Source organism: Sphingomonas sp. BL-S-05 (genome assembly GCF_055521695.1).
Genome location: NZ_CM145499.1, coordinates 3,320,001 through 3,334,693 on the forward strand (window position 1 = coordinate 3,320,001; position 14,693 = coordinate 3,334,693).

Sequence of the window (14,693 nt, forward strand, 5' to 3'; positions counted from 1 at the left end):
CCATTCGACGACACGCGTAAAGCGTGCCGCCGAGCGGCTCAGCTAGAGTTAGGTGGACAAGGTATCTCTTAACTGAATACATAGGTTTCGAGAAGCGAACCCGGCGAACTGAAACATCTCAGTACCCGGAGGAAAAGACATCAACCGAGATTCCGTTAGTAGTGGCGAGCGAACGCGGACCAGGCCAGTGCCTGACATTCAACTAGCAGAAGCTTCTGGAAAGGAGCGCCATAGCGGGTGACAGCCCCGTATGCGAAAGTGATGTGTCAGGACTCGAGTAGGGCGGAACACGTGTAATTCTGTCTGAACATGGGGGGACCACCCTCCAAGCCTAAATACTCGTACATGACCGATAGCGAACTAGTACCGTGAGGGAAAGGTGAAAAGCACCCCGATGAGGGGAGTGAAACAGTACCTGAAACGGATTGCCTACAAGCAGTTGGAGCCCTTTTATGGGGTGACAGCGTACCTCTTGCATAATGGGTCTGTGACTTAATCTATCAAGCAAGCTTAAGCCGTTAGGTGTAGGCGCAGCGAAAGCGAGTCTGAATAGGGCGACATAGTTTGATGGATTAGACCCGAAACCCGGCGATCTAGGCATGACCAGGATGAAGGTGGGGTAACACCCACTGGAGGTCCGAACCGATTAACGTTGAAAAGTTACCGGATGAGTTGTGTTTAGGGGTGAAAGGCCAATCAAGCCGGGAAATAGCTGGTTCTCCGCGAAAACTATTGAGGTAGTGCCTCGGATGGACACCTTATGGGGTAGAGCACTGGATGGTTGCGGGGGTCGCGAGATCTACCAATACTAACCAAACTCCGAATACATAAGAGTGATATCCGGGAGACAGACGGCGGGTGCTAAGGTCCGTCGTCAAAAGGGAAACAGCCCTGACCTACAGCTAAGGTCCCCAAGTCGTGTCTAAGTGGGAAAGCATGTGGGAATCCCAAAACAACCAGGAGGTTGGCTTAGAAGCAGCCATCCTTTAAAGAAAGCGTAACAGCTCACTGGTCTAAACAAGGGTTCCTGCGGCGAAGATGTAACGGGGCTCAAGACACGCACCGAAGCTTAGGGTGTACGCTTAGCGTACGCGGTAGCGGAGCGTTCCGTACGCCTGTGAAGCGGTCTGGTAATGGACCGTGGAGGTATCGGAAGTGCGAATGCAGACATGAGTAGCGATAAAGAGGGTGAGATGCCCTCTCGCCGAAAGACCAAGGGTTCCTGCGCAAGGCTAATCCGCGCAGGGTGAGCCGGCCCCTAAGACGAGCCCGAAGGGGGTAGTCGATGGGAACCACGTTAATATTCGTGGGCCTGGTGGTGTGTGACGGATGGCGTGTGTTGTACGATCTTATCGGATTGATCGTGCTTCGAAGCTGTCCCGGGAAATAGCCCCACCGTATAGACCGTACCCGAAACCGACACAGGTGGTCTGGTAGAGTATACCAAGGCGCTTGAGAGAAGTGTCCTGAAGGAACTCGGCAAATTGCCTCCGTACCTTCGGAAGAAGGAGGCCCAGCATAGGCGCAAGCTCTTGCTGGGGGCACAGGCCAGGGGGTAGCGACTGTTTAGCAAAAACACAGGGCTCTGCTAAGTCGGCTTCAAGACGACGTATAGGGCCTGACGCCTGCCCGGTGCCTGAAGGTTAAGTGGAGGGGTGCAAGCTCTGAAATGAAGCCCAGGTAAACGGCGGCCGTAACTATAACGGTCCTAAGGTAGCGAAATTCCTTGTCGGGTAAGTTCCGACCTGCACGAATGGCGTAACGACTTCCCCACTGTCTCCAGGACATGCTCAGCGAAATTGAATTCTCCGTGAAGATGCGGAGTACCCGCGGTTAGACGGAAAGACCCCGTGCACCTTTACTGCAGCTTCAGAGTGGCATTAGGAAAGAACTGTGTAGCATAGGTGGGAGGCTTTGAAGCATTGGCGCCAGCCGGTGTGGAGCCATAGGTGAAATACCACCCTGTTGTTTTCTGATGTCTAACCTGCGCCCATGAAACTGGGCGAGGGACCCTCTGTGGCGGGTAGTTTGACTGGGGCGGTCGCCTCCTAAAGAGTAACGGAGGCGCGCGAAGGTTGGCTCAGGACGGTTGGAAACCGTCTGTTAGAGTGCAATGGCATAAGCCAGCCTGACTGCGAGACTGACAAGTCGAGCAGAGACGAAAGTCGGTCATAGTGATCCGGTGGTCCCTCGTGGAAGGGCCATCGCTCAACGGATAAAAGGTACGCCGGGGATAACAGGCTGATAACCCCCAAGAGCTCATATCGACGGGGTTGTTTGGCACCTCGATGTCGGCTCATCACATCCTGGGGCTGGAGCAGGTCCCAAGGGTTTGGCTGTTCGCCAATTAAAGTGGTACGTGAGCTGGGTTCAGAACGTCGCGAGACAGTTTGGTCCCTATCTGCCGTGGGCGTCGAAATTTGAGAGGAGTTGCCCCTAGTACGAGAGGACCGGGGTGAACATGCCTCTGGTGTACCTGTCGTCGTGCCAACGGCGCAGCAGGGTAGCTATGCATGGACGGGATAACCGCTGAAAGCATCTAAGCGGGAAGCCTCCCTCAAGATAAGATTTCTTAGGACGGTCGGAGACCACGACCTCGATAGATCGGATGTGGAAGCGCAGTAATGCGTGAAGCTAACCGATACTAATTGTCCTATTCGCGCTTATGAGAGTTCACACCCCCAACGTCAGCACTGGCTGCCGTCAAAGGTGGTTGAAACCCTCAGACCTTGAAACACACCGATTTGAAAAACGTGCACCGCCTTCATTGCCTGGTGGCTATAGCGTCTGTGAACCACCCGATCCCATCCCGAACTCGGCCGTGAAACCAGCCTGCGCCAATGGTACTACTGCCTAAGCAGTGGAAGAGTAGGTCGTCGCCAGGCATTGAAGCCGGTGCACATCACCATTCACAACTGTCCTCCTCACTTCCGCTCACTCGAGCGCCAAATGTGTCGCGGGGTGGAGCAGCCCGGTAGCTCGTCAGGCTCATAACCTGAAGGTCACAGGTTCAAATCCTGTCCCCGCAACCAAAATTGCCAAAGCCCCGTAGCACCGCGCTGCGGGGCTTTCGTGCGTTTGCAGCACACGCCCTGCGTTTGCTCCCCATACTGAAGGGGGCTGGATCGGTCTCCGGGCAGCGATGCGCGCCGTAGCAGCCACGCCTGTCGGTATCGCAGACGCCACTCCTTCCGATCCGCCGTCCCCCACGCCGTTGTCATGCCGCGCGCCAGGCTGGCCCGAGTAAACCTTCCGCTCGGGCCCGGTGGGATGACGAGTTGAAGGATCACAGCGGACGCGCTCGCGACGCCCGCTCCGACCTGTAACGGCTTAGATGCGGATCAGGTAGCGACTGCGTAGCGTCTTCAGGGCAGCTGCATCGAGACCAAGCTGGACGCGTAGATACCCCTCAAACCCACCGGGCTGCGCCCGCATCGTTGCGAAGGCGGCATCGAGATAGCGCTTGTCGACACCGACTAGCGCTTTCAGCGCATCGGGCGGCAGGTGCTGTATGAAAGCCGAGGTCTGGTCGTCGGCGGCGGTACCGCTCGCGCCCTTGCGGGGGTCATAGTAGCGGTTCGACAGCAGATAGTCCTCGACAACCGTCCCATAGGGCACGCCGAGGGTGGTCAGGATCAGCGCCGCCGCTATGCCGGTGCGATCCTTGCCGGCCGAACAGTTAAAGGCGAGCGGTACCCGTCCGGCGACCAGTTCGCGGAACATCCGGCGATACTGACTGGCGAAGCGTAGCGGCATTTTCGCATAGGCGGCCGTCATGGCTTCCGCCGCCTGCGCGCCGGTCAGGTTCGGGCGCATCAGCCCGGCGAAATCGCGGTCCATACTGTAATCCTCGGCAAAGACCGCGGGTTTGACCTTGCCGGGCCAGCGGACCGGCGCGCCGACGCGTTCGCTGGTCGAGCGGAAGTCGCAGACGGTTCGGATACCGCGCGCCTCAAGCTGTGCGAAATCGCGGTCGGTGAGGCCGTTCATGGCACCCGAGCGATAGAGCAGCCCCCATTTCACCTGCCGCCCATCGTCGGTGCGATAGCCGCCAAGATCGCGGAAATTCTGTCCGCCTTCCAGCGGCAGCACACGCTGGTGCTGGACGAAGGGCTTCGCCTGATGTGCAACGGCAAGCGTTGCGGGCGGAATGGCGACGGCGAGCAACGCCGTCAGCGCGAGGATGTGGCGCATATCGGTCTTCTCCGATGATAGGGTCAGAAATTGAAGCGGATGCCGCCCATGTAGCGGCGACCAATCTGTTCGACCTCGGTTGGGCGGGCTTCGTTGCCTTGGTAGGCCCAGTATACCGCGTCGGTCAGATTGTTGACGTCGGCGTAAACGGATAGATTCGCGGTCACCGCATAGCGGATCGCGACGTCGACATTGTCGTAGCCGGCGCGATATTCGTCGCTGCCCCCGCCCAGACCCAGGCCGCCCAGCGTGTCGAGCCAGCGGGTGCGATGCTGATAGCTGATCCGTGCCGACAGGCCGGACTTTTCGTAATAGAGGGAGGCGTTGGTGATGCGGTTCGAGGTGCCGGGGAAGCGGATGTTCAACCGTTCCGTCGTGTCGAAGCTGCCGTCGATCAGCGTCAGATTGCCCTGAAAGCCGAGGCCCGCAAGCGCACCCGGCAGGAAGGTGAATTGTTGCTGATAGTTCAGCTCGACGCCGTACAGCTTGCCGCTGCGGCCGTTGAAGGTCGACGACAGCAGATAGCCCGAACGGTCGATCCCGCCCGCATCGAACGCATCGTTCCCGACGCGCTGGGTATTGCCGTACAGGACATGGTCGACCCAGCGATGGAAGCCCGCGATCGACAGGATGCCGCTGCCGGGCAGATAATATTCGAGGCTGCTGTCGATCCCCCAGGTATATTCGGGGCGGAGGGTAGGGTTGCCGCCGCTAATCTGCCCGGGCGAGGCGGTGTCGTCGATCGAAGACCCGACCCGCACTTCGCCGAAGGACGGCCGGGCAATGCCGCGCTGCCCGGCAATGCGGAACAGGAGGCGATCGGTCAGGTCGAAGCGGGTGTTCAGGCTGGGGAACAGGTCGGTATAGCGTTGCCCGACCGACAGCGGCTGCAACCGCCCGCCCGCCAGCGTCGCGGTGCCGCGATTGTCGAGATCGAAATGCTCGACGCGCAGGCCGGCGACGACCTGTCCGCCGTCGAACTTCCACTTGGCCATGCCATAGCCGGCCAGCAGCTTTTCGCCGAGCGCATAACGGTTGCTGACCGGCACGTCGCGCGCCGGGTCGTAGATCCCCAGCGTCCGTAGCCGCGCGACAATAGTGTCGATGTCGCGACGCATCCCCCTGTTATCGATATTGTTCAACGTGAAGCCGAGCGGATAGTCGGTGTCCCAGCGCCGGTCGGTGACGTAGCGGTTGACGTCGAACCCAAGCCCCGAGCCGGCAGGGAAGCTGGCAAGATTGATGATATTCGCCGTCGCGAAGGTGAAGCCGGTGATCGTACGGTCGGCATAGAGGCCGCCGGCCGTCAGGGTAACGTCGCCCAAATCCTGCGCCACGTCGAACTTGGCGGTATAGCTGTCGGTGAAACTGTCCTGTCGCCCGATGATCGCGATCGGCGCGGCGAGCGTCCGCTGATCGAAGCCCGACAGCGCCGCCCCCCGGCTCGGCACGGTGCCGGCGTTGGTGGCGTAAAGCTGCACGATCGGAAAGCGCGGATCGCTGAAATCATAGGTCAGCGATGGCGAGGCCGAAGCGGGCGTGCTCGCCTGCACCAGCGGCAGGTATGTCGTATTCTCGGTCCGGGTATAGTTCAGCGCGACCGCCGCCCGGAACCCGTTGCCATCGTCCAGCTCGCCGCCGATGGTATTGATGTAGTTGCGGGTGCGATATTGCCCGTCGTTGAACGTGCCGCGCACCGGCACCCGTACCAGATCGCCGCCAGCCAGGTTGCGCGTGCCCGCCGCTGCGCGGTCGAGCCGCAATTCATACTGGTTACGCTGTTCGTCGTCACTGAAGTCGGTGTAGATCGCCTTTGCCCAGAGGCGCTGGCCCTCGACCGGCTGATATTCCAGCCCGGCGAACAGGCCGTTATTCTCGCGGATCAGGCGATAGCTGCGGATGTCGATCTCGGTCGGGCCGAATTGGGTATCGGTGGTGCTGCTGGGTTCGTCGTACAGCCCGACTTCGCGATTGTCGGTGACCTGGTGCCGGCGATAATGCGACCCGCCCAGCACGATGCCGAACACGTCGTTCGACCAGCTGGCGCGCAGCGACGCCTGCCGCTGTTCGCCGCCGCCCAGCGCCATGATGCCATAGCCAAGGTCACCCTGAACATTCAGTCCCTTCTCGCTCATCGGCGAATAGGTGCGCAGGTCGATATTGGCGACGATCGCTTCGGCCTGCAGGTTCGAGGTCAGCGACTTGTTGATCGCCAGGCCGCTCAACAGCACCGCCGGGATCGCGTCGAAGCGATAGGCGCGCGTCGTGCCGCCTTCGTCGACGCCGATCACCGGCACATTGTCGATACTGACCGACGTCCAGCGATTGGGCGCGCCGCGGACCTGGATATAGCGTTCCTGCCCCTGATCGCGCTGCACGGCGACGGCAGGCAGGCGGGCGAGCGCGGCGGCGCTGTTCTGGTCGGGGAAGCGACCGACCGCATCGGCGGCGGCGATATCGACCAGATTGTCGGCCATGCGCTTCTGCAGAACCGACGAACGCTGGGCCTCGACGATCGAGCCGGTGACGACGATCTCGCCATCATCGCCCGCACCGGTTTCGGAGCCATCGACCGCGATGCGGGTGTCGGCAACCATGGTCTGCTGTGCGGCGGCGGGCAAGGCGAGCCCGGCGGCAAGGGCGATGCCGGACGCGGCGGTCCGGTGAAAACGGCGCATAGTATTTTCCCCTAGGAATGGCTGTTGGGGGTGCCGTTAGAACGATTGTATTTCAGCTTATCGTCAGATTCACGTCAGTTCCGTTACAGGTGCGAAGGACGATACTGTGCTAATCGCGACTTTTGAGCAGTTTAGCGGTCAGTGCTTCGTGCGCTACAGAATTTACTGTAACGTATGTATCTGGAAGACATCGCCGGTCCGGCGCGGTAAGCGAAGCAGATGAACGAGGTGGTACCGACGCGCGACCGGTTGATTGGCGCGGTCATACAGGCATGGGCAGGCGTCGGGACGAGCACCATTTCCGCGCGCAGCGTCGCGCGCGACGCCGCGATACCGGTCTCGTCCATCTACCATCATTTCGGCGACATGGACGGGTTGCTGCTGCACGCCGCCGACGTGGTAATGGCGCGGACGGCGCAATGGTTCGAGGCGAAGGCGCAATCACTGGCCGGGGCCTCGGGCAATGCCGGTGATCTTGCGCACCTCATCGCCGCGACGATCGACGCGTGGTGCGAGGATCAGCGGGGGCTGGCCTATGCATGGCGTGCGGTGCAGTCGCAGGCAATGCGCCATGCCGCATGGCAAGGCGCGTCGCAGGCCGGATGGCAGTTGCTGTTCGATTTCTGGCAACCGATTTGCGACCGGTTCGGGGTCGGCGACCTGTCCGCGTCGGTCATACTGTTGTTCGATGCAGAGACGTCGCTGCATCTGGTGCGCTGGCGGCGGCTGATCGATCGATCGGCATTGTCGGAACTATGTGCGGTCTGGGCTGGATGGACCGAAGGTCGGGCCGCTATGCCGGCACCCTGGCGGACGCTGGCCATTCGCGAGGCGCTGGCCGGGCAGCCCGCCGTGCCCGACTGGGATCCGGTGACCGAACATATCGCCGCTGCCGCCGCCCGCACGGTTGCCCAGCGCGGGCTTCCGGGCCTGACCCACCGCGCGGTCGCCGAGGAAGCGGGACAAACGCTGGGCATGGTTTCGAACCGGTTCCGCAGCAGTGCCGACCTGCTTCGCGCGGCGTGCGAGGCGCTGTACCGCCAGATCGTCCGGCCGTTGGGCGAAGGAAGCGCGCCGGTCGACCTGATCGTTACCCAGAACGAACGCCCCGGCGACGACCTTGCCCTGCGGGCCTTTTTCGAACTGATGCTCGCGGCGTCGCGCGATCCGGCGTTACAGCCCTTTGCCGCGCAACTACGCTATCTGCGCGGGCGCACGTCGATCCGCCATTTGCGGGCGATCCTGCCGCCGGATCAGCCACCCTCAACGACCGACGCAGCCCTGTTGTCGGCGCTGTTTTCGGGACAGGCCCGTGCGCGAATGACCGGTGCCCTGACGCCGGCGCTCGATCACGGGGTCGCGGCGATACTGGACCGATTGCCCGGTCGATAGCGGTGGATCGGCCGCTCGGCCGGCCGATCCACCGTGTCCGGTCAGCCGATCCCGGCGAGCGTCCCGACCCCGGCGGCCGATCCGATCAGGCTGTAGACATAGTGATCGATGCCGGTCGCCTCGTCATGCCAGATGCCGTCATATTCGAGCGCGACGACACGCTTGCCGGTCGCGCCCATGATGCTGACCTGGCCGCCGCCGGTCAGGTCGAGCAGCTTGTTGCGACCGAAGGTGACGACGCCGTTGCCGTCGCTGTCGAACAAGGCTGCGTCGGTGACCAGCACATCCTCGGAAGAGAAATCGAGGATGCGATCGAGCGTCTGCGCCCGGCCGCGCGACAGGCCGATGTCATCGATCGAGAAGAAGAACGCGTCGGCGCCGGTACCACCGCGCATGGTGTCCGATCCGGCACCACCGACCAGCCGGTCGTTGCCGGCCATGCCGGACAGCATATCGTTGCCCGCGCCACCGTCGATCAGGTCGGCGAGGACCGTACCGCCGAGCACGTCGTTGTCGGTCCCGCCGACGATCCGCGACGGCGCGATATAGCCGGGCGATCCGGTCTCGCTGTTCCCGGTGCTGCCCGGTACCGTGAAGGCGCCGTCGACACCGGCAGTCGCGATCGTGGTCAGGCGGGCATTGTTCAGCCCGGCGGCATTGTCGAAGGTCGCCAGCGCCGGGACGCCGGTCGACGCGCCGAAGGTGACGTTGGCCGCGACGGCGCCGGCGGCGTCGAACAGGACGACCGCGTCGCCGCTACCGCTCAGCCCGATGCCCGAACCGGTATAGCTGCCGAAGGTCAGCCCGGCCGGTGCCTGTCCACCGAACCAGGTGTCGACAAAGGCCTTGGCGGTCGTGGCGAGGTCGGTGGTCTGCAGGAAGATCACCGATTGCCCGGCGGCGATGCTGGTCACGCCGCCCAGTGCGACCGACGCGGCGAAGCTGTTCGAATCGTCGTCGACGCGCCACCCGGCGATATCGACCGCCGCATCGGAAAAGTTGGTCAGTTCGAACCAGTCGGCGCGAACCGGGCTGTCGCCGCTGGCCCAGGGGGCGACTTCGGTGATGCGGATCGCCGGGCCGCTGCCTTCGTTCGCGATGTCGCGGACGTTCAGCACATAATCGGTGGTGGCGTCGGGCGTCGCGCCCACGGTCGGGTCGTCGACGGTGACGGTGACGGCGTAGCTGGTCTTGCTCTCGTAATCGAGATTGGTGCCGGCCTTCAGATACAGGCCGTTCGCATCGACTTCGAAAAAGGCCGCGTCCGAGCCGGTCAGGCCGAGTGCGTTGGTGCCGCGTCCGTCATCGGTGATGGCGATATCGGCGACCTTGATCCGGGTCAGCGTATTGCTGTTCTCGTCGATGCTGCCCAGCGCGTTGGCGAGGGCGATGGCGCTCGGCGCGACATTGCTGTCGTCGACGATCGTGCGGATCGACCCCGGCGATCCCGTCTCGGTGCCGTTCGCGGTTGTCACCTGATAGGCGCCGTTGCTGCCGATGGTGCTGATCTGCGTGATCGCGCCGGTCAGGCCGGCGGCATTGTCGAACGTCGCCAGCGAGGGCAGCGCGGTCGACTGGCCGAAGCTGACGCTGGCGCGCAGCATATTGGCGGGATCGTAGAGATTGACCTGATCGCCACCGGTGCTGAGGCCGATCCCCGATCCCGTATAGGTGCCGATCTGGATCCCGTCGGGCAGCCTGCCGCCGAACCAGGTGGTGACGAACGCCTGAACCTCGGCGGCGCCGCCATTGACGAAGATGACCGATTCCCCGGCCGCGATCTCCGCGACGCCGGACAGGGCGACGGCGGCGACCGGCGATTGCGAATTGTCGTCGACCTTCCACCCGGTCAGGTCGATGGCGAGACCGGTCGAGTTGGTGACCTCGAACCAGTCGGCACCGACCGGGCTGTCGCCGCTGGCCCAGGGGGCGACTTCGGACACGAACAGCTTGCCGACCGTGCCGGGCGAACCGATCGCGGCGGTCGCGCCGTCGCCGACCGCGACCGCGCCGTTCCGGCCGGCTTCGCTCAGGGTGGTGACTTCGCCGTTGTTGATCGCGCCGGCGTTGTTGAAGGTCGCGAACGGGCTGGCGGCGGGCGACGCGCCGAAGCTGACGCTGGCGCGAACCGCCCCCGCGGTGTCGTACAGATTGACCTGATCGCCATTGCTGCTGAGGCCGACGCCCGACCCGGTATAGGCCCCGAATTGGAGCCCCGCCGGTGCCTTCCCCCCGAACCATGCGTCGATGAACGCCGCCTTGGTCGCGGCGAGATCGGCGGTCTCGAAGAAGATCACCGATTCGCCCGCGCCGATGCTGTCGATACCGGTCAATGCCCGCGCGTTGCTGAACTGCGCCGAATTGTCGTCGATCTTCCATCCGGTGATGTCGATCGCGACATCGCCATTGTTGGTGACTTCGAACCAGTCGGCTGCCACCGGGCTGTTGCTGCTCGACCATGGCGCGATTTCGGAGATGAACAGCGTCGGCTTCGCGACTTCGTTCGGAATGTCGGTGACGTTCAGCACGTAATCGACACTGGCATCGACCGCGCCGCCGACATTGGGATCGTCGACCGCGACGGTGACGGCGTAGCTGGTCCTGGTCTCGTAATCGAGCTTGGTACCGGCCTTCAGATATAGGCCGGTCGAATCGACTTCGAAGAAGGCGGCGTCGGCGCCGGTGACCGTCAACTGGTTCACGCCGATGCCGTCGTCGGTGACCAGCACGTCGGCGACCTTCACCCGGCGGGCGGTGCCGCTATTCTCCTCGATCTCCGACAGGGCGTTGCCCAGCGTGACGGCCGTCGGCGCGGCATTGGGGAAGTCGGCAGGGGCATAGACCCAGAGTTGCGGATGGTCGGCGTCGCCGCCGCCATTTTCGTTGACGACGTAGATGAAGCCGTTGCGGTCGACGGTGATCCCTTCATGCTGCTGGTCGGCGACGCCCAGCGGATTGCCGGCATCGGTCTTGATGACCAGTTCGCTCAGGATGTTGCCGGCGCGATCGACCTTGACGATCTTTCCCTCCTCCTGGCTGATGATGAGGAGATTGTCGGCTTCGCTGGTGCCGGAGAGCGACGGAAGGTTCGACAGCGCGAACACGTCGGCGACGTCGGACAGGCCGAGCAGCGCCGGGTCGAACAGGTTCGTCGAATTCTCGGTGGTCGCCGATCCGTTGCTGGCGATGTTGTTGGCGAAATCCAGCGTCGTCTGGAACACGCCGATCGGACCCGCTTCCTTGACGAAGATGAAGCCCTTGGTCAGCGGGTCGTAGCTCAACCCTTCCAACCCGATATTGTTGACGAAGGTGCCGAGGTTGACGATCTGCGCGTCGGCGCGCGTCTTCGTGGCGCCTGCTTCGTAGGTGATGAGCACGGCATTGCGATCGCGTTCCTCGGTGAACACGAACTGGCCGTTGCCGACATAGGTGATGCCTTCGGGATCGAAGAAGGCGGTGCCTTGCGGACTGTTGCCCGCGCCCAGCGTCATGGTGCTGACCAGCTTGCCGGTCTTGTCGACCTCGGTGATCGACCGGCCGCCGTCGCCGATGATGAACAGCGTGTCGGTATCCCAGTTATAGGCGACGCCCGACGCTTCCTGGCCCAGGACGTTACCGGTCGGGGCCTTGGTGCGGGTAGGTTCCGGCAGGTCGTAACGACCGACCCGTACATAGTTCGAAAGATCCATTGCCCACCCCTGCGTATCCGGTAGCGGCCCGTCGCCGCGCTGAAACGGTCGACTGCCCGGGTTGCGTGGCATTGGAATTACCGTGTCGTGACGCCTGCATGACATATGCTTAATGATGGTTGGTGTCGTCGGACCGCCATCACGACCTTCTCGAAGGAAGTATTGTCGTGTTTTAGCAAAGAGTTGACGATGTATCCGAAAGGGCCGAGCAGGGTTGTGCGTATCGCATTTCGCGCGATGCTGTTAACCTCGGCATCCTCGCTCAGCACATTGACCGCGTTCCTCGCCGATCGAAGCGGACACGGCCCGGCATCGCGATCGGTAGCCAGCTTACTTCGATCGCAGACGGGATGATGACGGCGTTTATCGAACGCATCGCGCCCTTCGGGCCGCGCTGGCGCCGGTATCGAGCCGGATCGATGTGCTGGAAGCGCAACGGGCGAAGGATAAGCACAGGGTCGACCAGCAACGGATCGGCTGATTGAGCGGCGTGCTTCGTTCGCTTTATCTTGCGACGTTTGTCACGGACGTAAGCATGTCGGATCACAAGATCGCCATTTCGGACGCTGTGTCGAGCCTGCAAAATAACGTGTCTGTCGGACTTTCCGTCAAAGATGGCATGATGCGCATCTTTGACCGGAAAATGGTGCCCAGAAGAGGACTCGAACCTCCACGACCTTGCGATCGCCAGCACCTGAAGCTGGTGCGTCTACCAATTCCGCCATCTGGGCACGGGGTAGGAGGGCGCCTCTACGGGGGGTGCGACGGGGTGTCAACAACTTGTTTTGCGATTTCTACGTTGTCCTTGCCGTTTTGCTGCGGGAGCGGCATGGGGCTGGCATAGAGGCATGTGGGCCAAGCAAAGGCGGGCACGATGAAGAACCAGTTGGTGACGCTGTTCGGCGGTGGCGGTTTCGTCGGCCGCTATGTCGCACAGGAATTGTTGAAGGCGGGCGCACGCGTTCGCATCGCGCAGCGCGATCCGCGCCAGGCGCTGTACCTGCGCACCCAAGGCGGCCTCGGCCAGACGCAGTTCGTCGCGGCCGACCTGTCGCGCCCCGATACGCTCGCGCGGGCGGTGGCGGGATCGGACGCGGTCGTGAACCTCGTCGGCATTCTCGAAGGCGATTTCGACAAGGTGCACGTCACCGGTGCGGGCAACGTCGCCAAGGCGGCTGCCGCGGCGGGTGTCGGGGCGTTCGTGCAGATTTCGGCGATCGGTGCCGATCCGGCGTCACCCTCCGCCTATGGCCGGTCCAAGGCTGCGGGCGAGGATGCGGTGCGGGCGGCGTTTCCCAATGCCACGATCCTGCGCCCCTCGATCGTGTTCGGTCGCGAGGACGGCTTCGTCAATCGCTTCGCCGGCATGATCGCCGGTGCGCCGGCGCTGATCGGGCGGCCGATCGTGCCGGTCATGGCGGCGGCGACCAAGTTCCAGCCCATCTATGCCGTCGACCTCGCGCAGGTCGTCGTCAAGGCGCTGGCCGAGCCGGAGCGGTTCGGCGGGCAGCGCTATGCGATCGGCGGTCCGGACGTGATCTCGATGGGTGAACTCAACCGCTGGATCGCGGGCGCAATCGGTCGCGACGTCCGCTTCCTCGAAATTCCCGATGATCTGGGCGGGGCGATCGCCGCGATGCCGTTCACGCCGATCAGCAAGGACCAATGGGCGATGCTGTCGCGCGACAATGTCGTCGGTGACGGCGAGGCCGGGATCGAGGCGTTTGGCGTCCGGCCGGTGCCGTTGGCGACGGTCGCACCCGACTGGCTGGTCGTCTATCGCAAGAACGGGCGCTTCAACAAGGTCGCCCGCGCGTGAACCCTGCAACGGCGTGGCTCGAAGCCGCGATCCTCGGCATCATCCAGGGGCTGACCGAGTTCCTGCCGGTGTCGTCCAGCGCGCATCTGCGCATCGCCGGGGCATTCCTGCCGTCGCACACCGATCCCGGGGCCGCGTTCACCGCGATCATTCAGATCGGAACCGAAGCGGCGGTGCTGCTCTATTTCCGCAAGGATATCTGGCGGATCGCGACGGCGTGGCTGGGGCAGTTCTTCGGGGCAAAGGACCAGGCGGCGCGCGATAATGCGCGGCTCGGCTGGCTGGTCATCATCGGCACGCTGCCGATCGTCGTGCTGGGGCTGTTGTTCAAGGACGCGATCGAGACGTCGTTGCGCAATTTGTGGTTCACCGCGTTCAGTCTGATCGGCTTCGGCATCCTGCTCGGGATTGCCGACCGGGTCGGGCGGCGGCGTTGGGGCATCGACCGGCTCGGCTGGGGCAGCGGCATCGCCTTCGGCTTCGCGCAGGCGATGGCGTTGCTGCCGGGCGTATCGCGTTCGGGCGGCACGATCACCGCCGGGCTGTTCATGGGTTTCACCCGCGAGGCGGCGGCACGCTATTCGTTCCTGCTGGCGATTCCCGCCGTGCTGGCGTCGGGGCTGTATCAACTGCTCAAGACCTGGGGACAGTTCGGGCCCTATGGACCGGGGCCGACGCTGCTGGCCACCGCGATCTCGTTCGTCGTGGGATATGCATCGATCGTCGGATTCCTGAAGCTCGTATCGACCCGGGGCTATATGGCGTTCGTCATCTATCGCGTCCTGCTGGGCGGCACGTTGATTTATCTTCTGTCGCAAGGACGTATCGCGCCGTTGGCATAGGGCCGGAACGGACCTAAAAGCTGTTGTTGAGAATGGTTCTTGAAAAAGCCACGTTAAGTTGAAGGCAACAAGGTCAATA

At 62.9% G+C, this 14,693-nt stretch carries 6 protein-coding genes, 2 tRNA genes and 2 rRNA genes (1 of these 10 only partly in view); 6 read left to right on the top strand and 4 right to left on the bottom strand.

The window, feature by feature from the left end:
* From ACZ1JS_RS15465 to ACZ1JS_RS15475, 3 genes are all read left to right on the top strand, one after another.
* A 23S ribosomal RNA gene (locus ACZ1JS_RS15465) occupies positions 1 to 2,667 on the top strand; it begins 151 nt to the left of the window's first position.
* 103 nt (positions 2,668 to 2,770) lie between these two features.
* Positions 2,771 to 2,885 (top strand): 5S ribosomal RNA (gene rrf, locus ACZ1JS_RS15470).
* A 70-nt stretch (positions 2,886 to 2,955) separates the two neighbouring features.
* A tRNA-Met gene (locus ACZ1JS_RS15475) sits at positions 2,956 to 3,032 on the top strand.
* Positions 3,033 to 3,330: 298 nt separating this feature from the next.
* On the opposite strand, the gene ACZ1JS_RS15480 is transcribed toward ACZ1JS_RS15475, so the two are convergent.
* Positions 3,331 to 4,194 carry a tyrosine-protein phosphatase gene (locus ACZ1JS_RS15480; RefSeq protein ID WP_465166836.1) on the bottom strand — a complete coding sequence of 288 codons (864 nt, stop codon included), beginning with the start codon at positions 4,192 to 4,194 and terminating at the stop codon, positions 3,331 to 3,333.
* A 23-nt stretch (positions 4,195 to 4,217) separates the two neighbouring features.
* Positions 4,218 to 6,872, bottom strand: a complete 2,655-nt coding sequence (locus ACZ1JS_RS15485; protein ID WP_465166837.1) for a TonB-dependent receptor — start codon at positions 6,870 to 6,872, stop codon at positions 4,218 to 4,220.
* A 219-nt stretch (positions 6,873 to 7,091) separates the two neighbouring features.
* On the opposite strand from ACZ1JS_RS15485, the gene ACZ1JS_RS15490 reads away from it, so the two are divergent.
* Positions 7,092 to 8,264 carry a TetR/AcrR family transcriptional regulator gene (locus ACZ1JS_RS15490; protein WP_465166838.1) on the top strand — a complete coding sequence of 391 codons (1,173 nt, stop codon included), beginning with the start codon at positions 7,092 to 7,094 and terminating at the stop codon, positions 8,262 to 8,264.
* A 41-nt stretch (positions 8,265 to 8,305) separates the two neighbouring features.
* Here ACZ1JS_RS15490 and ACZ1JS_RS15495 read toward each other — a convergent pair whose 3' ends face one another.
* On the bottom strand, positions 8,306 to 11,953 hold the full coding sequence (locus ACZ1JS_RS15495; protein WP_465166839.1) for a lamin tail domain-containing protein: 3,648 nt from the start codon (positions 11,951 to 11,953) through the stop codon (positions 8,306 to 8,308).
* Between the two features lie 644 nt (positions 11,954 to 12,597).
* Positions 12,598 to 12,684, bottom strand: a tRNA-Leu gene (locus ACZ1JS_RS15500).
* A gap of 143 nt (positions 12,685 to 12,827) precedes the next feature.
* Here ACZ1JS_RS15500 and ACZ1JS_RS15505 point away from each other — a divergent pair.
* Entirely contained in the window at positions 12,828 to 13,772 is a 945-nt protein-coding gene (locus ACZ1JS_RS15505; RefSeq protein ID WP_465166840.1) for a complex I NDUFA9 subunit family protein, read from the top strand.
* On the top strand, positions 13,769 to 14,614 hold the full coding sequence (locus tag ACZ1JS_RS15510) for an undecaprenyl-diphosphate phosphatase (protein WP_465166841.1): 846 nt from the start codon (positions 13,769 to 13,771) through the stop codon (positions 14,612 to 14,614). The genes ACZ1JS_RS15505 and ACZ1JS_RS15510 overlap by 4 nt, the downstream gene beginning before the upstream one ends.
* The last annotated feature ends 79 nt before the right edge of the window (positions 14,615 to 14,693 follow it).

Bases quoted from the DNA above. Each gene is read 5' to 3' on its own strand.
- ACZ1JS_RS15480 (WP_465166836.1), bottom strand. From the start codon at position 4,194: ATGCGCCACATCCTCGCGCTGACGGCGTTGCTCGCCGTCGCCATTCCG.
- ACZ1JS_RS15485 (WP_465166837.1), bottom strand. From the start codon at position 6,872: ATGCGCCGTTTTCACCGGACCGCCGCGTCCGGCATCGCCCTTGCCGCC.
- ACZ1JS_RS15490 (WP_465166838.1), top strand. From the start codon at position 7,092: ATGAACGAGGTGGTACCGACGCGCGACCGGTTGATTGGCGCGGTCATA.
- ACZ1JS_RS15495 (WP_465166839.1), bottom strand. From the start codon at position 11,953: ATGGATCTTTCGAACTATGTACGGGTCGGTCGTTACGACCTGCCGGAA.
- ACZ1JS_RS15505 (WP_465166840.1), top strand. From the start codon at position 12,828: ATGAAGAACCAGTTGGTGACGCTGTTCGGCGGTGGCGGTTTCGTCGGC.